The sequence below is a fragment of the Gabonia massiliensis genome (assembly GCF_001403595.1).
Classification (GTDB): domain Bacteria; phylum Bacteroidota; class Bacteroidia; order Bacteroidales; family Coprobacteraceae; genus Coprobacter; species Coprobacter secundus.
The window spans coordinates 1001231-1020910 of the sequence record NZ_LN877940.1; the positions used below are offsets into that span (position 1 = coordinate 1001231).

Here is a 19680-nt window from a genome sequence, read left to right on the forward strand (position 1 = left end):
CATACTTTTTTTATACCTTAGAGCCTGTAAAAATAAAATAGCTCTAGAGATATATGATTGAGAATAATGAAATTCCGTCTACAGTAAAACCCTATCGTCTGGGGCTTGCGTTGAGTGGAGGAGGTGCTCGGGGATTTGCTCATGCTGGGGCCATAAAAGCGCTTGAAGAGATGGAATTACGTCCAGATGTGATTTCTGGAGTGAGTGCAGGCTCTGTAATTGGGGCGTTGTATGCTGATGGCTATACTCCGGATGAAATTATTGATATGTTTGGGCGATTGAGCGTGAGCGATTTAGCGGAAATAACCGTTCCGAGATCGTCTTTTTTTAAGATAACAAAGTTTAGAAATTTTTTGAAAAAAGTACTTCGGTCAACCAATTTTGAGGATTTGTCAATACCTTTAGTCATTACCACAACAGATTTAGATAATGGTCGAAGTGTCTCATTTTCTTCTGGGCCTTTATTGGATGTGATTTGTGCATCATGTAGTATTCCTGTATTATTTTCTCCAGTTAATATAGAAGGAGTTCATTATGTTGATGGAGGAGTTTTTCGTAATTTCCCGGTAACACCGATAAGAAGTTCCTGTGATGTAATTATTGGGGTAAATGTCAATCCATTGGTTGCGAAAGAGTATAAGCAAAGCATTATTGATATAGCTGAGCGTTCCTATAGCTTTATATTTAAGAGCAATAGTATTATCGATTCTAAACTATGTGACATCCTTATCCAGACCAACGAGATAATTCAATATAATATTTTTGATATTGATAAATTGAGGGAGATCGCAAGATACGGATATCAAGATACTAAAGAAGCACTTTTGCTGAAAAGGGAGTCACGTAGTCTTGAAATTATTAGAGAGAGAAAATAAAGATTAATAAAAATGGAATAGGAAGTGTCCTATTTTGTGTTTGAATTTTATAATATATGAAGAAACAAAATAAGGTTATTATCTATCAGGTAATGCCACGATTGTTTGGAAATCAGAACAAAACTTGTAAAGTACGAGGAACTCTAAAGGAAAACGGAGTAGGGAAATTTGCCGATTTCACATCTAAAGTATTAAGGGAAATCAGGTTGTTAGGCTGTAACTATATTTGGTATACTGGGGTTATTGAACATGCTACTCAGACCGATTATTCGAAATATGGCATAGAAAAAGATAATGTATATGTTGTGAAAGGAGCAGCCGGTTCTCCATATGCGATCAAGGATTATTACGATATAGCCCCTGACTTGGCGGTAAATGTTCCTGATCGAATGCGAGAATTTGAAGATTTGGTTTCTCGTACTCATGATGCGGGTTTAAAAGTAATAATAGATTTTGTTCCCAATCATGTTGCTCGTCGTTATCATTCTGACGCTAAACCTGACGGAGTATCAGATTTGGGTGAAAATGATGATACACAGGTACATTTTAAGCCTAATAATAATTTTTATTATATTCCTCGTCAGGAGTTATCTGCCCAGTTTTATCTCGGAGAAGGACAGAATGCTTATGTTGAATATCCGGCTAAAGCTACAGGGAATGATTGTTTTGGAGCGTACCCTAACCGAAATGATTGGTATGAAACTGTAAAATTAAATTATGGTGTAGACTATATGCATGGGCGGAAAAAGTATTTTGATCCTATACCTAATACTTGGAATAAGATGCTGGATATATTATTATTTTGGTGTTCAAAAAAAATCGACGGTTTCAGATGTGATATGGCGGAGATGGTTCCGGTCGAGTTTTGGGGGTGGGTGATACCTCAAGTAAAAGTTAAATATCCGGATGTGAAGTTTATAGCGGAAATATATAATCCTCATGAATATAGATACTATATTTTTGATGGAAAATTTGATTATTTGTATGATAAAGTTGGATTGTATGATTTATTAAGGAGTATTATTTGTGGGCATGCATCAGCATCTCAGATTACACGGTGTTGGCAGTCTCTTGACGGTATAAATACGCATATGCTTAATTTTCTTGAAAATCATGATGAGCAACGTATTGCATCAAGCCAATTTGCACAAGATCCTTTTAGGGCTTTTCCAGCATTAGTTGTTGCGTCAATGATGAATGTAAATCCAATGATGATTTATTTTGGACAAGAACTGGGAGAGCCGGGGGCTGATGCTGAGGGCTTCAGTGGCCATGATGGACGTACGACAATATTTGATTATTGGAGTATTGAATCTGTCCGAAACTGGTATAATGGCGGGAATTGTAATACTGCATTGTTGACTAAAGAGCAGAAGGAATTAAGAGCTTTATATAAGAAAGTCCTTACATTATGCAATAAGGAATCTGCGATTTCCTCTGGGACATTTTTTGATTTAATGTATGTAAATTTAGATAATCCTGCTTTTAATGCAAATCGACAATATGCGTTTTTAAGAAAATATGGGCAAGAAATGTTGATTATTGTTTCCAATTTTGACGAGTTTGATGTTTCGGTAGGAATAAGAATTCCTCAACATGCATTTGATGTCATGAAAATCCCTCAAGGAGAGTGGAAATGTACAGATTTGTTGAGCAAAGAAACGTTGTTATATAATATTTCTCCTGACAGTCTGTTTACTACTTCTATAAAAGCTCATGGAGCAGTTATATGGAAAGTAGTTTTTGACGAAGATAAAGAATAACAAATAAAATAGACATTTAGTTCTTTGATTTAAAATAGAAATTATACCTTTGCAGAAAATTAACCAATAGAATTTATTCTAAAAGCACAATGAGCCAGAAACTCCCCTTTAAGATTTTCTCGGGAACCAACTCCCGTTATCTTGCTGAAAAGATATGTAATAGTTTGGGTTGTGAATTAGGAAACATGAAGATCCAGCACTTTGCTGATGGAGAATTTGGTGTTTCTTTTGAAGAATCGATCAGAGGATGCCAAGTTTATTTGGTACAGTCAACATTTCCTAATTCCGATAATTTAATGGAGCTTTTATTGATGATTGATGCAGCGAAGAGAGCCTCTGCAGCATCGATAATCGCAGTTGTTCCTTATTTTGGTTGGGCGCGTCAAGATAGAAAAGATAAGCCGCGTGTATCTATTGCAGCTAAACTGATTGCCGATTTATTGAGTGTTGCTGGTATCAGTCGCTTGATAACGATGGATTTACATGCCGACCAGATTCAAGGATTTTTTAATGTTCCAGTAGATCATTTATATGCGTCGTCTGTATTTGGTCCTTATATTTCTTCTTTGAATTTAGAGAATATGGTTATTGCTACTCCGGATGTCGGTGGATCTAAACGTGCCAATTCTTATGCGAAATATTTCGGAGTTCCTTTGGTTCTTTGCCATAAGTCAAGAGCCAAGGCTAATGAGGTAGAAAGTATGACTGTAATTGGAGATGTCGAAGGCAAGAATGTAATATTGATAGATGATATGGTAGATACGGCAGGTACTATTACGAAAGCTGCTGATTTGATGATTTCAAAAGGGGCATTGTCTGTACGGGCAATTGCGAGTCATGCTGTAATGTCGGATCCTGCTACTCAGCGCATAGAGTCTTCTAATATGACAGAGATGGTATTTACTGACAGCATTCCTTATTGTAAAGGGTGTTCTAAAGTGCATATTATAAGCATCGCTGACATATTTGCGGATACTATTCGAAGAGTGTATGAGAATGAGTCTATTAGCTCTCAATACATTATTTAAAAGAATTTTATTATTTATAATTTTAAGAAGCCTCGTGCCGAAATGGTATGAGGCTTCTTATTTGTTGCATATTTGATATATTCGGTAATCTGTTGTGTAATGGGGATTCAGATGAGATATATATTTTCGGTTATAAAGAATGCGTGTTGGATATTATTGTCCAAACACGCATTTTTCATTTGTTGAGTTTTTTATCGAATGATCAGTTTTATTTGTTTTTGACCGACACGTACGATAGCTGATTGTAAAGTTGTAGGTATATGGTTCAACCCATTCTGAGCTTTTATCGTATTCGTCAGCTTTCCATCTAAAGTAAATATATAGATAATTGAATCTTTTGTCGTATTTACGAGAATTTCTCCGTTTGTTGCATAAATCGATGTTTCTATGGAACCGAAATTTTCGATTTTAGTCGTTATTTCGTCTGTTGTAAAAGATTCTTTATCAGATATTGCTTCATTTCCCGCTTTGTCATTGACACTTACTGTAAAATAGTATTGAGTATTTGCTTCTAGATTTCGAATAGTCTCGCTGTACATTGTGTTTTCAGAAGATGCGTAAATTTCAATAGGATCTCCGAATGGAATGAATGTCATTATATTATCTTCGTTTAATTTCTCGATGTATAATTGTATAAAATATTTGTAAGCGAAATCTACTCCAGACCATCTTGCTTCGAATGAATTGTTCGTTATGTTATTTGCTATAATTGTTGTAGGAGCATATAAAGTTTCTGTATTAAAAGTCGTCGATAAAAGAGGTGCACTATATAAAGTATCTTTGCTTACTGGATCTTCAACAACCGATTCGAGTGTATAATAATAAGTCGTGTTGGGAAGTCCCGATTCGACAAGATGTTTTAATTCGACATTCTCTGTCATACCATTTTTTACATTAAAACTTTCCTTGATAGAACCATCTTCATTATAAATTATTCCTCTATAACTATCGACTCCTTCTACAGCAGACCATCGAATTTCAAAAGATGAGGTAGTTATATTTTCGACAGTTGTTATTTCTGGAGAGGCGAGAGCCATTGTCTTGATTGTTAATGTTTCTGCTTTCGATTTTATTTTATCTATTTGAGCTGATACCTCTACCTTATATTCTGTACCAGGCTTTAATCCTGTTATTATATATTGAGAATTTACTATGCTGTCTTGTTGTACAACGATTCCTTCTTCTTCGTTCGAGGCTGTTATGGAATATATGATGTCCGACAAATCAATAACATCCCAGCTTAAAGGAATTGTTGTATATGAAGTTTTATTACTCTGTAAATTATTGATATCTAATCGATATCCTGTCAGTGGGATATTTATTGTATCATTTCCGTCGGTAGCTCGTAAAGTGGCAGAGTGTTTTCCTGAAGAGACAGGATTGTATTTAATGAATACCGGAAGTATGCCATAAGCGGATTTCAATTTGGTTTCTTCATTGATCTCCATAGAGAATGATTTGTCATCGGATATCAACTCAACATCGATAAGTTTAGTTACATTTGAATAATTGATATTTACTGTTTGTTCTATTATGTCCGGCTCGGAAGAGTTCGTTGTGAATACTTGAGGTGCATTATCATTAGAAATATAATGAGCCAACGTTATTTTTATATTACGTATATATTTATTCATCGTTGCTCCGGTCGTTGTATAGAATTTTAGTTTTACAGCGTTTCTGCTTAGTTGGAAATTCGCAGTTTGCCAATCGGTAGACTGCTCTGGAGATCCTAGATAATTTTCTGTTCCGTCTTTTAGGATTTCGGCGACTTTTACGTTTTGTATTCCTCCCCAACTTTTTGAATGTTCATAGGTTAGAAGTTCCGGTTCTCCATTCTCTATAGGGATATTTATCGTAAGAGTAAAAACTGTGCTTTTGTTATATTCAGTATTTTCATTCATTATGTAAATATCAATATTCTCTACGGTAATATTTGGGGATGTCGCTACAGTTGTGAAACCATTTTCTTCATAAGCTGTGACAGTATAGTTATATGTTCTATCCTTTATCAAGCCATTTGTATATATTTGATAGAAGTCTTTCCCAACTTCTATTTCTGAAGTTTTAATCGGTTCGGATACACCGATCTCATATATGTTTAGTGTATATTTAATAGCACCATTTACCGCATTCCATTTTGCCATAAATCCATCAGGATAAATATCTGAATTCGTGTTAGGTAAAATTTCGGCAATTCCGATATGGGTTTTTAATGTCTGAGTTTGCGACGCTTTTCCGATAAAAAGATTCCCATTTGCTTTTACAATACCTTTAACAGTGTATGTGTAGTTTGTGTAAGGGGATAATTCGGTTATTGTACCAGATGTCGTTTCGAATTCTTGAGATTTTATTAGAGTACCGTCAGATGTGTAAGTTTCGATGAGATAAGCATTGGCTCCTTCTATAACTTCCCATGAGGCTGTGAAATTATATGAATCGACAGATTCTGTTTTTATATCGGTCGATATAGGTATATTTTGTGTATTGGCTGTTGTGGTGCTTGCTTCTGTTTGTTTGCCATCGATTACAGCACTGACTTGTATTGTATAATTTGTATTCGGTGCTAAATTCGAGATTATATAGTTCGTGTCGGGAATATTTTCTATATGAGCGATTTCCGTATTATTTGCATCGAGTACTGTTATATGATATGTTGCATTTTCTCCTAAGCTGTCCCAACTGATGGGTATCTGAGAGCAGTTGGTGATTCCGGATGTCAATCCCTCAACGTGAGCTATGGTATAAGATCCGGTTACAGGAATTGAAAGTTCTGTATTTCCATCAGTAATTTTTATATTTGCAGAATGACTGCCTTCTGTAGTCGGGTTATAGCGGACGGTAATATTCCATCTACCGTGACCAATACCTTGCATACTTTCTTCTTTAGCTGTAACGGAAAATAATTCGTTGTCAGATGATACCGATAGATTATTAGTCAATCCAGAATAATTGATTATGAGATTTTGTTCTTGTTGCGGTGTTCCTACGGAAAATTCTGATAATTGCGAACCTTGCTCTATATAATAAGCTAATGTTACTTTTATATCTTTAGTGTATTTTTTTAATGTTCCGCTCAGTGTAAATGTAATTTGTTTTGCATTACGATTTAAATTATAAGATTGTGTTTGATATGAGGTCCCAGGTGATACTTTACCTAATGTATTTATGGTTCCGTCATTCAAGATTTCTTTAATTTCGATATTGCCTAAACCTGCGGTTTGCCTTTTATGGCTAAAAGTCAATATTCCTGGTTCCCCGATTTCAGTCGGAATATTTATAGTCCTGTTACTTGTACTTTCGGAGGTTTCATTTACTAAATCTACTTGAGCGTCAATAGTATTGCTTGTAAATAGGCATAAAGCAAGTAAAAGATATTTCTTTAAAAAATGTAATAATTTAATCATATAGAAAAGTTTATAATATTTTTAATACATATAAAAATCAAATTTCGTTACAAATGTATATCTTTATTTTTTAAGTAGGTTGAGAATTCGGCGAAAAAATAAATATGTTTGATTTCCTTATGTGTTAATAATCAGTCGATTTTATTAAAAGTAGAACACTTATTCTTAAAAATGGAACATTTTTTTGATTTACTTATATAAGGGGAAATGAGAGTTTGGTTTTTTTAACATTATATAGTTTTGTCTTTTGTCGCATTAGGTCGAATGTTTTTATCAAATGGTTTTAATTATTGGTATTCAGACTATTATAATGAGTACATCGATGCGTATTATACATCGTTTCTTTCTATCATAAAAATGACTACCTTTGTGCTCGAATTTAAGAATGGAAATATGATTACAGTAAATAATTTAGCCATACAGTTTGGTAAACGAATACTTTTTCAGGATGTAAATTTGAAATTTACACCAGGTAATTGTTATGGAATAATAGGGGCTAATGGAGCCGGGAAATCGACGTTGCTTAAAGCTCTGAGTGGACAGATGGATCCTACACATGGAACGATATCTTTGGGAGCAGGGGAAAGATTGTCTGTTTTGAGCCAGGACCATTTTGCGTTTGATGATTTTACAGTTATTGATACAGTATTGATGGGACATACAGTTTTGTGGGATATCATGAAGGAAAAAGACGCATTGTATAATAAAGCCGATTTTAGTGATGCTGATGGTATTCGTGTATCTGAGTTGGAAGAAAAATTTGCGGAACTTGAGGGCTGGAATGCCGAAAGTGATGCGGCAAATCTGTTGAGTGGACTAGGCATCAAAGAAGATTTACATTATATGTTGATGAAAGATCTCAGTGGGAAACAAAAAGTCCGTGTTTTATTGGCTAAAGCTTTATTTGGACAACCAGATAATTTGTTACTCGATGAGCCAACCAATGACCTTGACCTTGAGACAGTAATGTGGCTGGAGAATTATTTGTCTAATTTTGAAAATACAGTATTGGTTGTTTCTCATGACCGGCATTTTCTTGACTCGGTGTGTACCCATACTGTAGATATAGATTATGGCAAAGTCGAATTATTCGCTGGAAATTATAGTTTCTGGTATGAATCGAGCCAGTTGGCATTACGCCAGCAACAACAGCAGAACAAAAAAGCTGAAGAAAAGAAGAAAGAATTGATGGAATTTATCCAGCGTTTTAGTGCGAATGTTGCAAAGTCTAAACAGACAACCAGTCGTAAAAAAATGTTGGAAAAATTAAATGTAGAGGAGATAAAACCATCATCGCGTCGTTATCCGGGAATTATTTTTACTCCAGATCGTGAGCCGGGAAATAAAATATTAGAAGTAAAAGGGTTAGAAAAATCAATTGAAGGGACTTTACTATTCAAAGATGTAAATTTCACGGTTGAGAAGGATGATAAAATTGTTTTTATTTCTCGTGATCCTCGGGCTATGACAGCATTGTTTGATATAATTAATGGAGAACTTAAAGCTGATGATGGTACGTATGAGTGGGGACAGACTATTACTACTGCTTATTTGCCGTTGGACAATTCTTCATTTTTTAATACGGATATGAATTTGGTAGATTGGTTGGCTCAATTTTCAGAGGATACAAGTGAAATATATTTGAAAGGTTTTCTGGGAAAAATGTTGTTTTCTGGTGAGGAAATATTAAAAAGTGCTTCTGTCCTTTCTGGGGGTGAAAAGATGAGGTGTATGATTGCCCGGATGATGATGAAAAATGCTAATACAATGGTGCTTGACTCACCGACCAATCATTTGGATTTAGAATCGATACAAGCATTTAATAATACGTTGCGGACATTTAAGGGTAATATTTTGTTATCTTCGCATGACCACGAGTTTATAGAGACTGTATGCAATCGTGTGATAGAGCTTACACCAAAAGGCATTATTGACAAAATGATGGATTATGATGATTATATTACTGATGAAAAAGTGGCTGTATTACGTACACGGCTGTATAGTTAAGATTTAATTGGATATAAATACAGGAATGGGGCATAAAAGCCCCATTCCTGTATTTATATCCAATTAATTTAATAAATTAAGCTTACATTATCTATCCATAAAATATTTCCGGGAGCTCCAATATAAGCCCCACCATGGCTGGATGTAAATTGTAATACCATATGGGTTGGTATTTCGTCCGCTTCGGCCCAGCCGACTTCTTTTATGGGAACGTTTTTACCTTTGCTATTTAATGCATATCGCTCTTCTACTTGTATACGCATATAGTCTTTATATTGGGGATGTTTTGTTATATCTCCATATAAGATTTCATATTGAGCGTTATTTATCCAATCTGTATCTTTGGTGTAATAAGTGACCATTGTTCCTACTCGTTTAGCATATATGTTTCCGTCTTTGTCTTCCCACCGTTTTTGTAATAGCAATATTACGCCAGACATATCCATACCATCTACTTTAGAAGTCCTCCCGAAACCGGTAGCTTTGACACGATATTTTTCCGGAGCCATTTTTACTTTATAATCGAACTCGATAGCTTTGGGCTTTTGAGTAAAAGCAACTCCCGAATTGAGGAGGCTTTGTGGATTTTTAGGACTTTTGATAGGCTCTAATACGGAACCGAGAAATACAGAGCCTGCGGCTAAGACAGTAATATCTACAATTCCCATTACTTTGACCGATTCCATACGAGTCTCAAGACGTGCACAGTATCCATTCCCTCTTTTTTCAGGGAAAACAGAAGTATTCGTTTTGACGATTCCTGCTACTTTTGCCATAACATTTGAATTGGCCCAAGGAGAACCGCCTCTGTTATGATAAGGAGTGTTGCCATCTATTGTAGCAGTTGGTCCTAATTCATATAGTAATTTTGTATTACCACCTATTATGCCTGATTCGTGAATATGGCGGGTAACCCATTGATCCATGTTTCCGTACGCTATAGGTACATTTTTTTGAGCAGAGGATAATGAAATACAGCTGCCTATAAGGGCGCAAGTCAATAAACTCTTTTTAGTAAGATCCATTTTTTTACAAATTACAAATTACAAACTATATCCCCATTGATCAAGAGCAAATCCCCAGTTTTTTTCTACAATTTTGATAGTACGCTCATCATATTTATACTGGTTCTTTTTATACCCCTTTTTCTTGCTGAGATATTTTTCTATATCGACTTTTGATTCTTCAAATCCAGGAAGACTAAGGTGCCTATATATTTCTTGTGTCATATCGTAGGCATTGGATTCAAAATCTTCGAATTTTACTTCAATTAAATTGTTCGAAGGTATGAGATGTTTTTCTTCTTCAAATTTATAGAAAAGCTTGCGATATACTTCGATTAAATTGTCTTCTATTTGCTGATTGGTTATATCTTGTAATCGTAGTGGTTGTATCGTATTTGTGAAAAAGCTTCGGGTACTTTCGAATACTGTATAAGGATTTCTTTTTAAATAGATGAATTTTGCATTTGGAAACATTTCCACTAAAGTTTTTACACGTCCAGTATGAGGTGGATTTTTGCTTAAAAACTGTTGTCCGTGAGTATTATATAGTGATATTTTTATTAGTTTTAGAAATGTTTCTTTAAATACTTTTTTTTCTTCTTCGGTAATATTATTGAACAATAAATATTTGTCGCAATACTCCATTGTATGTTTAGGCAGAAACCAAAAATTGTAAAAGGTATATGGCATCATATTGGCCAAGGCAAACTCTTCTTCTTGAGGAAGGTCTACTTTTAACTCCATATTATCTGTAGGTCGTTTGTCTGGCATGAGGAAAGCCATATTCTTCTTGAAAAAACTTTGTCCCCAAAGCATCAGATGTGGAAAAACAGTTTGATAAGTCGTGTTATAACCAAAATGTTTATCGCAAGAAAATACATTGTGAACAAAGGTTGTACCACTTCTCCAATGACCCAGAATGAAGACGGGATCCATTTCGAGTGATTTGTCTGCTAATATCTTTTTATACTTTTTTTCTTCTAACGGAGTAAGTGAACTCAATAACCGGCATACAGCTTTTGTCAATCGGAATTTTTGCTGAAAATTTTTGTCTATTGTTCGCCCCTCGGTGATAGCCTTGAACGTTTTCCAGTCAGCCCCCACTAAAGTATTAATGGGTAGTTTATCAAATTGAAGTAGTCCCATTTTATTTCTTTTCAGTGATACATTTTACTGGAATTCCTTGTCTTTCCAATTCTTTACAAATTTTGATTATCGCATTGTAGTGTTCTTGCCCTATACCCAATTGCGGGAGGTCTAATGTTGCAAAACTTTCTTCAATACTCATATCTTTGGCATCGACCCGATTAATAATCATACCTACAGCACTTGTGTTGTTGGTAATCGGGTCAATCAGGATAAATGCACCAGTATGTTTATTTTTCTCGTATGAGTCAAAGAATATCTCTTTGCCTGTAGTAATAACAACTTTTCCTATTTCATTTAATACAAGTTTTTCAGAAGGAGATTGTTCCATTGTGTTGATATTTACCTTGTATTTGATTTTGTCGATTCGAGCACGTGTTACGTTTGTGGTTTGTTTGATGAAGAATTGTTTGTTAGTATCCATATCTTCCTCGTCCATCCAGACTAGCATAGCCTCGAAATTTCGATCTATCATCGGTAGATTGTCGGGATGTACCAACATTTCTCCTCGAGAAACATCTATTTCATCTTCGAGGGTGATTGTGATGCATTGAGGAGGGAAAGCATATTCTAATTCTCCATCATAAGTAACAATGCTTTTAATACGAGATTTTTTCCCTGAAGGAAGGGCTATAATTTCATCACCTTTTCTAACAATTCCAGAAGCTATTTTTCCACTAAATCCTCGAAAGTCAAGATTTGGGCGGAGAACGTACTGAACAGGATATCTAAAATCTGAGAAATTGCGATCTTGATCAATGGGGACGGTTTCTAAATAATCGAGTAATGCCTGACCTGTATACCATGGTGTTCTGTCCGATTTTTCTACAACATTGTCTCCATCGAGGGCAGATAGGGGGATACAAGTGACGTCACTTATTCCTAAAGGTGTAATAAAATTCTTATATTCAGTAACAATATCATTGAATCGTTTTTCATCGAAATGTATTAAGTCCATTTTATTGACAGCTAAAACGACATGTTTGATACCGAGTAAAGATACCAGATAAGTATGACGGCGAGTCTGTGTGATGACGCCTGTACGCGCGTCAACCAATATAATTGCCAAGTTTGCGGTCGAACCTCCGGTAATCATATTTCGTGTGTATTGTTCGTGTCCCGGAGTATCAGCAATGATAAATTTTCTGTTATTAGTAGAAAAGTACCGATAGGCTACATCAATAGTAATTCCTTGTTCTCGCTCTGCTTTTAAGCCGTCAAGCAAAAGAGCATAATCTATATGCTCTCCGGCATTTCCCATTCGTTTACTATCTCGTTCAAGAGCGTCGAGCTGGTCTTCATATATTTTTTTGCTGTCAAATAATAAGCGCCCGATAAGAGTAGATTTACCATCGTCAACAGAACCTGCAGTAAGAAACCGAAGTAAATCTTTCTGTTCATCTTTATCGAGGAATTCTTTTATATTAAGTTTGTCTGCCATAGTCGTTCAATATATTAAAAGTAACCTTCCCGTTTTTTCTGTTCCATACTGGCTTCTTGATCAAAATCAATTACACGGGTAGTTCGTTCAGATTTTGTAGTTGTCATCATTTCTTCTACAATTTTCTCAATTGTATCAGCAGTACTTTCTATAGCCCCGGTTAGTGGATAACAGCCTAGGGTGCGAAAACGTACCATCATATTTTTTGCTTTTTTACGATATTCTTCAGGCATTCGGTCATCATCAACCATTATTAGATTTCCGTCGATATTTACAATAGGCCTTTCTTTAGCAAAGTAGAGAGGAACAATAGGAATATTTTCGAGGCGGATATATTGCCAGATATCGAGTTCTGTCCAGTTTGATAAGGGGAATACACGTATACTTTCTCCTTTGTGAACACGTCCATTGTATATATCCCATAATTCGGGGCGTTGATTTTTAGGATCCCATTGATGGAATTTATCTCGAAAAGAATATATACGTTCTTTGGCACGGCTTTTTTCTTCGTCTCGGCGAGCACCGCCAAATGCTGCATCGAACTTGTATTTGTCTAATGCGTGTAATAGTGCTTGGGTTTTCATCAAATCAGTGTGAACTTTACTGCCGTGTGTAAATGGGCCTACTCCAGCTTTGAAAGCTTCCATATTTGATTCTACGATAAGATTCCAACCGTATTTTTTTGCATATTCATCTCTAAATTGAATCATTTCTTTGAATTTCCATTTACTGTCGATATGCATTAAAGGAAACGGTACTTTTCCTGGAGCAAATGCTTTTTCGGCTAAGCGCACCATAACGGACGAATCTTTTCCGATAGAATAAAGCATAACAGGATTTTCAAATTCAGCGGCAACTTCACGTATAATGTGTATCGATTCCGCTTCCAGTTCCTGTAGGTGGCTTAATTTATAATTTTCTGCCATTCTTATATATATTTTTAATTATTATCTTATTTATTCATTTAATTTTATTTTAGGCAATATAAGCTCTAAAAGTAGTTTTATAGATTCTTCAATAGATAAGACAGAAGTATCTAGTGTTAAAGCTGGGCATTCTGGTGCTTCGAATGGGGCAGATATTCCAGTGAAATTTTTTATCTCTCCTTTCCGGGCTTTAGCATATAGGCCTTTGACATCTCGTTGTTCACAAATGGCAAGAGGTGTATTTACAAATATTTCTAAAAAATCGTCTTTGCCTATAATATCGGCGGCCATTTTTCTGATACTATTACTTGGACTGATAAATGCAGCTATTGTTATAATTCCGCTATCTACGAATAATTTGCTTACCTCTGCAATACGTCTAATATTTTCGATTCTGTCTTCTGGCGAAAATCCTAAATTGTTATTTATACCTGAACGGATATTATCTCCGTCAAGGATACGGCATAATAATCCTCTTTTGTGTAATTCGCGTTCAAGAGCAATGGCGATAGTACTTTTGCCCGAACCTGATAGTCCAGTAAACCATATCATAACACTTCGTTGTTTAAGCAACTTCTCTTTATCTGAGCGTTGTAACATTCGATTGAAAATCGGATATATATTATTTTTCGTTTCCATATCTTTTTTTAAAATTCCCAGAATAGGGGAACTAAGAATACTGATAATATAAATGTTATAAAATTAAGGGGTAATCCGAATCTGACAAAATCTGTAAATTTATAATTGCCGATACCTTGTACAATTAAGTTTGTTTGGTAACCTATCGGTGTAGAGAAACTTGCTGATGCTGCCATACAAATCACGACGAAGAAAGGTGTAGGATTGACATTTAACTGTGTTGCTACAGACAATGCTATCGGAAATGCTAATGCTGCCGCTGCATTATTAGTGATTACCTCAGTGAATAAATTTGTGATAATAAATATAATAGCTAATAGAGCGTGAGGCCCAAGGCTGTCAGCCATAGAGATAATTTTAGATGCCAGTAAATCTGCAAATCCGGAATTCTCCATAGCTTTGCTAATTGCAAAAGCACAAGCTATTGTAATTAATATATCCCAAGATATATATTTGGTATATTTTTTGGGTGGAAAAAGTTTGGTCCACGCCATGATAATAGTAGTAATGGATACAAAGAAAAACATATCGAGTTGAACTCCGGGAATTATATTTTTCATACTTGGGAGTTCTCCGATGGTCGCTCCTATAATCATTATAATTAAAAGAGTGAGAGCTAACCAGCGCTTCTTTCGTTGTTTTTCGTCTTCTTCGTGCTCCTTTCCATTTGCTAACATGAGGAAGACTGATGATTCTCCCCAGGTGGGAATAAAGTTCTCGTTTGCCATCAAAACGAGTGTATCACCTTCCCTAAAAATCTCATTGTCTAAGTTTTTAGAGATACTCTGACCGCTTCGCTTTATTTCTTTAACTGTAGCTCCGTAGTGTCGTTCAAATCCAAATTCTTTTACCGTTTTCTTTATACCGGGAAATCGGGGACCAATAACTGCTTCTACTCGATGTAGTTCTTCTGCAGGAGTCTCTTCTTCTTCCTCATTTACAACATCAGGGCGTTTTGCAGGTAGTAGTTTATTTGAGAAACATAGGATATATGTAATTCCTGCTATAGCTATAAATATGCCGACTTTACCTAATTCAAACATGGAAAACCCTGGACGGCCGGTTTCGAGAATCATACCATGAACAACCAAATTGGTAGATGTTCCGATTAAAGTGCATACACCTCCTAATATGGTAGCATAAGATAGGGGAATAAGGAAACGTGTAGCTGGCAGATTTACTTTGTTAGCCCATCTTTTTATGATTGGGGCGAATATAACAACAACGGGTGTATTATTCAGAAATGCAGAGATACCTGCTATTGCTGGTAACATTCGTAATTGACTTTTTGTTACAGTTGTTTTTTTCTCAGGCAATAGTTTTTTTATTAATTGACTTATCGCCCCAGTCTGTCTTATCCCTTCGCTAACAAGGAATAGCATTGCAACGGTAATCATCCCTTTATTGCTGAAACCTTCGAGAAGTTCTTTAGGAGATAATATCCCTGCACAAAGAAACAGAACGACAACTGAAAATAATACCATTCCTGGCCGCATTAAATCATAAATTAATGCGGTAATCATTCCTGCAATTAATATTAAGGTGAATATTATTTCAAATGTCATAATATTATATTTTAATTCTATTTTGTTCGACGATAAACCATGGATTCAACAAGTTTTCCTTGTTATATATTAGAGGATCATTTTCTCCTGCTTGATATATTTCTTTTCCAGCACCTTTGGCAATTGCGTGTCCTGCAGCGGTATCCCATTCCATTGTTGGGGCAAAACGCGGATATATATCAGCTGTTCCTTCTGCTACCAGACATATTTTTATAGAACTTCCACTAGATATTATTTCTATATTTTTGTTTTGCTTTTTAATATTCTCAATAAATGACTCTGTTTCGGTACTTAGATGAGATCGAGATGCTACAATAATTGTATTTTTGTGTTTATTTGAAAAAGGAAGTTTTTCCCCTTGGGCACGGATAGAGGGCCAGTCAAAATTTTCTTTGTATTCGATGCCTGTAATTTTATAGGATCCGATTGTCTCTGTTGAGAAATAGAGACTTTTTTTTACGGGAATATATATAACTCCTAATATTGGGGTTCCGTTGTTGATTAGTGCAATGTTGACAGTAAATTCTCCATTACGTTTGATGAATTCTTTTGTACCGTCAAGAGGATCTACAATCCATAAAGTTTCCCAGTTTTTTCGTTCTTGATAGGGGATATTTTGTCCTTCTTCGCTCAATATCGGGAATGGAGTTTGACTCAGATAAGATATAATCGTTTTGTGTGCAGTCTTATCGGCAATCGTTAAAGGAGAGTTATCTGCTTTTCGTTCGATTTCGAAATCTGACTGAGGATCATTGTATATCTTTAAAATATCATTCCCTGCTTTTAGGGCTGCAATGATAGCTATCTCTAAATAGGCTTCTTCCATCTGCTTGGTTTTCTAAGATTACAAACATAATTATAAATGCGTTTATTTCATATACATATCATCCTTAATTCTTTATTTTTAGTAATAAAAAACAGAATAAATTATCTTTATATACGAAATTTTAAATTTATTAGCACTTCAAATATTGCCTTTATAAATATCTAAAATTGCAAAGTTTTCTAAATTTAAATTTTTTGGTATATGTTTTTTAGATATGAGATGATATTTTCAGGTTTACCGTTTTTTATAATTACTTTCTTATTTTTATCCAAAAGAAATAATGTCGGAGATGTCCGTAAGTCATACCATGAGTTCTCCATTATCAATTGTTTTTCATCACATCCATCGATCCATGATTCAGGAAAATATAGTTTTTGGGATTTCCATAATTCCATATCTCCAAAAGGATATACTCCTAAAATTACTACCATCTTTTGGCTAAGCATAGAGCTTAGTGTTGTATCTGCTGACAATATTGTTTTGGCTTTTTCACAACTATTGCAGTCTGGATCGTTAAAAAAAAGAATAAGATAGGGGCTTTCTATTGAATATAAAGATATTCTTTCTCCATTTCGTTTGTAAATGGGAAAATCTTGAGCTGGACTTCCTACCCGGTTTTTTAATGCAGTTTCGAGTAAGATTTGGGGACGTATTTTTTCATCATCGTTTAATGCTTCGGATTTTAATGTTTCTTCTAATGATGTGATATAAAGTTCGTCGTTGTAAAAAGGCGAATCCGGGTCTCCTAAAATATCTTCACACAAACTACTTAGCAAGTCTATATCGTGCTTGTTGTTACGGTTCCAGTCATTAAACATTAGTTGTATTTGTATTTTTCCTGAGTCAAGAGGCAATTGTTGTAGCATCTTAGCAAAGTCAAGGAATATGTTCTCTGCTTTTTCATGACGTTCGGCACGATTTCCTTCGAGTTTTATATTATTCCAGTATTTCCCGTGGTGATATGAGTATGAAGGAAAGATATATAATAGGCATATTACGATTCCTATTATTTTTAGTAATGACATATTACGAAAACTTTTCTTCATGTTGTTTTTATTTTTAGCATAAACGGGGCATTTCTAAAAAGAGATGCCCCGTCAATGGGAAATATAATTCTTTTTATCTACGGTTTTTTCGTTGTTGTCGTAATGCAGCTTCTTGTTGCCGCTGAGCTTCTTCTAATCGGGCCATGAATCCTGATTTTTTGCGTGGTTTTTTCTGATTTTCTTTCAATTTGGCCAATACCTTTTCTTCATTAATACACTTACGAAATACATAAGTTTGTATTATGGTAATTAATAAAGAGACAAAATAGTAATAGCTCAATCCTGATGCATAATTATTGAAAATAAATAAGAACATCAAAGGCATGAGATACATCATCATTTTCATGCCAGGCATTTGTTGTTGCCCAGCTGTACTATCCATATTTATTTTGGTATATAAAATGTTCGTTATAGTCATTAATAAACAGAATAGACTTATGTGATTGCCGAAATATGGAGTAATGATGGGGATATAAGCATCCCAGCTGAATATCGCATCATATGAGGATAAGTCGTCGGCCCAAAGGAAAGACTGTTGCCTTAATTCAATGGATGACGGGAAGAATGCAAACATCGCTAATAAAATGGGCATTTGTAATAACATAGGGAGGCATCCACTCATTGGATTGATTCCAGCTTTGCTATATAGATCCATTGTTGCCCGTTGACGTTCCATCGCTTTGTCTTGCCCCGGGTATTTAGCATTTATTTCTTCTATTTGAGGACGTAATACGCGCATACGAGCTGTTGACATGTATGATTTAAATGTTAATGGAGCCAAAAATATTTTGATGACAATTGTCATTAGAAGGATAATAATACCATAATTATCAATAAATTTACCAAAGAAGGTGAACATAGGTATAATGAACCATGTATTTATCCAACGGAAGAATTTATATCCAAGTGGAACCAATTTGTCTAAATCAAGTTGTTCATTTGATGGGACTTTCTTGTCATAGCTATGAAGCAGAGGATATAAATTAGGCCCCATAAATATACGGAATCCAGAAACTTTCTCAGATGCAGGATTGTAATCAAAAGTTGTTTCAGTACTGAATTGTTTTAGATATTTATCGGAATGTTCGATATTTGATTTTATTAGACCACCATTAAATTTACTATCAGCAATGATTGCTGTTGAAAAAAATTGGTTTTTATACCCGAACCATTTTATTCCAACACTAATATTTTCCTGTTCATCTTTTGACTCACTGAGATTATCTACATCAGAGCCGACAAACTTATAATATAAAGCACTGTTTCTCTCTTCAAACATGCGGCCTTTTTCTTGGCGTCTCATGGTTTGATCCCAATACATATCTAAATTAGTTGTATTTAAAGGTAATATTTTATCCATTCCTTTTTGATGAATATCCATTTTTACCATATAACTTTGGGGTTCAAGAGTATATGCTATCTCGAAGAATCGATTATTCCCAAAATTCAAACGCATGGCTATTGAATTGCCATTGGCGGATTTTATAGGTTCGAAATAAAGGTCTGATGTTTTTACAATACGCCCTCCAGCTTTGAAGATGAAACCGTAATTGTTTTCTTCCCCATTGAAGAGAGTCAGGGGTAAAGAGTCATATGTTTTGTAATTATTTAGAATAGCTTCTTTTATTACACCTCCTTTGTTATCAAAAGTAAGCGTAATGTATTCATTTTTCAGTTTTAGTTTTTTTTCTTGCCCTTCTGCAAAGCGGGAAAAAATACCATATGTTTCTTGAAGTTGTTGTTGATGTAATGAATCTTCATTTATTGTCAATGTCGAAGAGTCAGTCTTAGAATTTGATAGTGAGTTTTTTGTAAATTGAGAATTTTGTGCAGCCGAAAGTTTGGCATTTTCGACTTGCATGATAGAATCATTGTAGCGTTGTATTGCTTTTTGCTGTTCCAATTGTTCTTGACTTGGACGGCTCATCCATGAGTATCCAAACAACAAAAGTCCAATGAGAATAAAACCAATAATTGTGTTTTTATCCATATTTTTCGTTTAAATCTTTT

General features: G+C 35.0%; 14 protein-coding genes. 4 read left to right on the forward strand and 10 right to left on the reverse strand.

The genetic code is table 11. The features are described from left to right. The first annotated feature begins 53 nt into the window (after nt 1-53). The 3 genes from BN2628_RS13880 to BN2628_RS13890 all read left to right on the forward strand — a co-directional run bounded on the left by BN2628_RS13880 (nt 54) and on the right by BN2628_RS13890 (nt 3666). Nucleotides 54-875, forward strand: a complete 822-nt coding sequence (locus BN2628_RS13880) for a patatin-like phospholipase family protein (RefSeq protein WP_044228460.1) — start codon at nt 54-56, stop codon at nt 873-875. A 56-nt stretch (nt 876-931) separates the two neighbouring features. Then, entirely contained in the window at nt 932-2638 is a 1707-nt protein-coding gene (locus tag BN2628_RS13885) for an alpha-amylase family glycosyl hydrolase (RefSeq protein WP_044228456.1), read from the forward strand. Between the two features lie 89 nt (nt 2639-2727). Continuing rightward, complete coding sequence (locus BN2628_RS13890) at nt 2728-3666, forward strand: ribose-phosphate pyrophosphokinase (RefSeq protein WP_021929673.1); 939 nt, start codon at nt 2728-2730, stop codon at nt 3664-3666. A gap of 191 nt (nt 3667-3857) precedes the next feature. Here BN2628_RS13890 and BN2628_RS13895 read toward each other — a convergent pair whose 3' ends face one another. Further along, nucleotides 3858-7070, reverse strand: coding sequence for a fibronectin type III domain-containing protein (locus BN2628_RS13895; RefSeq protein ID WP_055097792.1), 3213 nt, complete (start codon nt 7068-7070; stop codon nt 3858-3860). Nucleotides 7071-7463: 393 nt separating this feature from the next. Between BN2628_RS13895 and BN2628_RS13900 the strand changes: the two genes are divergently transcribed. Continuing rightward, on the forward strand, nt 7464-9077 hold the full coding sequence (locus BN2628_RS13900; protein WP_021929672.1) for an ABC-F family ATP-binding cassette domain-containing protein: 1614 nt from the start codon (nt 7464-7466) through the stop codon (nt 9075-9077). Nucleotides 9078-9145: 68 nt separating this feature from the next. On the opposite strand, the gene BN2628_RS13905 is transcribed toward BN2628_RS13900, so the two are convergent. The 9 genes from BN2628_RS13905 to yidC form a co-directional block, all read right to left on the reverse strand. Then, a complete protein-coding gene (locus BN2628_RS13905) occupies nt 9146-10102 on the reverse strand; it encodes a PCMD domain-containing protein (protein ID WP_055097794.1) in 957 nt (318 codons plus the stop codon). An 18-nt stretch (nt 10103-10120) separates the two neighbouring features. Next, the gene (locus BN2628_RS13910; RefSeq protein ID WP_055097799.1) at nt 10121-11227 is read right to left on the reverse strand and encodes a sulfotransferase family protein; all 1107 of its coding nucleotides are present in this window, start codon (nt 11225-11227) and stop codon (nt 10121-10123) included. A 1-nt stretch (nt 11228) separates the two neighbouring features. Continuing rightward, nucleotides 11229-12668 carry a sulfate adenylyltransferase subunit CysN gene (gene cysN / locus BN2628_RS13915; RefSeq protein WP_055097801.1) on the reverse strand — a complete coding sequence of 480 codons (1440 nt, stop codon included), beginning with the start codon at nt 12666-12668 and terminating at the stop codon, nt 11229-11231. 14 nt (nt 12669-12682) lie between these two features. Next, entirely contained in the window at nt 12683-13594 is a 912-nt protein-coding gene (gene cysD / locus BN2628_RS13920; RefSeq protein WP_021929668.1) for a sulfate adenylyltransferase subunit CysD, read from the reverse strand. A gap of 30 nt (nt 13595-13624) precedes the next feature. Then, entirely contained in the window at nt 13625-14233 is a 609-nt protein-coding gene (gene cysC / locus BN2628_RS13925) for an adenylyl-sulfate kinase (protein ID WP_055097815.1), read from the reverse strand. Between the two features lie 8 nt (nt 14234-14241). Continuing rightward, nucleotides 14242-15798 (reverse strand): SLC13 family permease, encoded by a 1557-nt coding sequence (locus tag BN2628_RS13930; RefSeq protein WP_055097819.1) that lies wholly within the window; start codon nt 15796-15798, stop codon nt 14242-14244. 4 nt (nt 15799-15802) lie between these two features. Beyond that, the gene (gene cysQ / locus BN2628_RS13935) at nt 15803-16624 is read right to left on the reverse strand and encodes a 3'(2'),5'-bisphosphate nucleotidase CysQ (RefSeq protein WP_055097820.1); all 822 of its coding nucleotides are present in this window, start codon (nt 16622-16624) and stop codon (nt 15803-15805) included. 185 nt (nt 16625-16809) lie between these two features. After that, a complete protein-coding gene (locus BN2628_RS13940) occupies nt 16810-17670 on the reverse strand; it encodes a DUF5106 domain-containing protein (protein WP_055097823.1) in 861 nt (286 codons plus the stop codon). Between the two features lie 73 nt (nt 17671-17743). After that, nucleotides 17744-19660 (reverse strand): membrane protein insertase YidC, encoded by a 1917-nt coding sequence (yidC, locus tag BN2628_RS13945; protein WP_055097826.1) that lies wholly within the window; start codon nt 19658-19660, stop codon nt 17744-17746. Nucleotides 19661-19680: the final 20 nt, after the last annotated feature.

Excerpts from the sequence above, each read along its gene's own strand:
- BN2628_RS13880 (WP_044228460.1), top strand. The coding sequence starts at position 54 with ATGATTGAGAATAATGAAATTCCGTCTACAGTAAAACCCTATCGTCTG.
- BN2628_RS13885 (WP_044228456.1), top strand. The coding sequence starts at position 932 with ATGAAGAAACAAAATAAGGTTATTATCTATCAGGTAATGCCACGATTG.
- BN2628_RS13890 (WP_021929673.1), top strand. The coding sequence starts at position 2,728 with ATGAGCCAGAAACTCCCCTTTAAGATTTTCTCGGGAACCAACTCCCGT.
- BN2628_RS13895 (WP_055097792.1), bottom strand. The coding sequence starts at position 7,070 with ATGATTAAATTATTACATTTTTTAAAGAAATATCTTTTACTTGCTTTA.
- BN2628_RS13900 (WP_021929672.1), top strand. The coding sequence starts at position 7,464 with ATGATTACAGTAAATAATTTAGCCATACAGTTTGGTAAACGAATACTT.
- BN2628_RS13905 (WP_055097794.1), bottom strand. The coding sequence starts at position 10,102 with ATGGATCTTACTAAAAAGAGTTTATTGACTTGCGCCCTTATAGGCAGC.
- BN2628_RS13910 (WP_055097799.1), bottom strand. The coding sequence starts at position 11,227 with ATGGGACTACTTCAATTTGATAAACTACCCATTAATACTTTAGTGGGG.
- cysN (WP_055097801.1), bottom strand. The coding sequence starts at position 12,668 with ATGGCAGACAAACTTAATATAAAAGAATTCCTCGATAAAGATGAACAG.
- cysD (WP_021929668.1), bottom strand. The coding sequence starts at position 13,594 with ATGGCAGAAAATTATAAATTAAGCCACCTACAGGAACTGGAAGCGGAA.
- cysC (WP_055097815.1), bottom strand. The coding sequence starts at position 14,233 with ATGGAAACGAAAAATAATATATATCCGATTTTCAATCGAATGTTACAA.
- BN2628_RS13930 (WP_055097819.1), bottom strand. The coding sequence starts at position 15,798 with ATGACATTTGAAATAATATTCACCTTAATATTAATTGCAGGAATGATT.
- cysQ (WP_055097820.1), bottom strand. The coding sequence starts at position 16,624 with ATGGAAGAAGCCTATTTAGAGATAGCTATCATTGCAGCCCTAAAAGCA.
- BN2628_RS13940 (WP_055097823.1), bottom strand. The coding sequence starts at position 17,670 with ATGAAGAAAAGTTTTCGTAATATGTCATTACTAAAAATAATAGGAATC.
- yidC (WP_055097826.1), bottom strand. The coding sequence starts at position 19,660 with ATGGATAAAAACACAATTATTGGTTTTATTCTCATTGGACTTTTGTTG.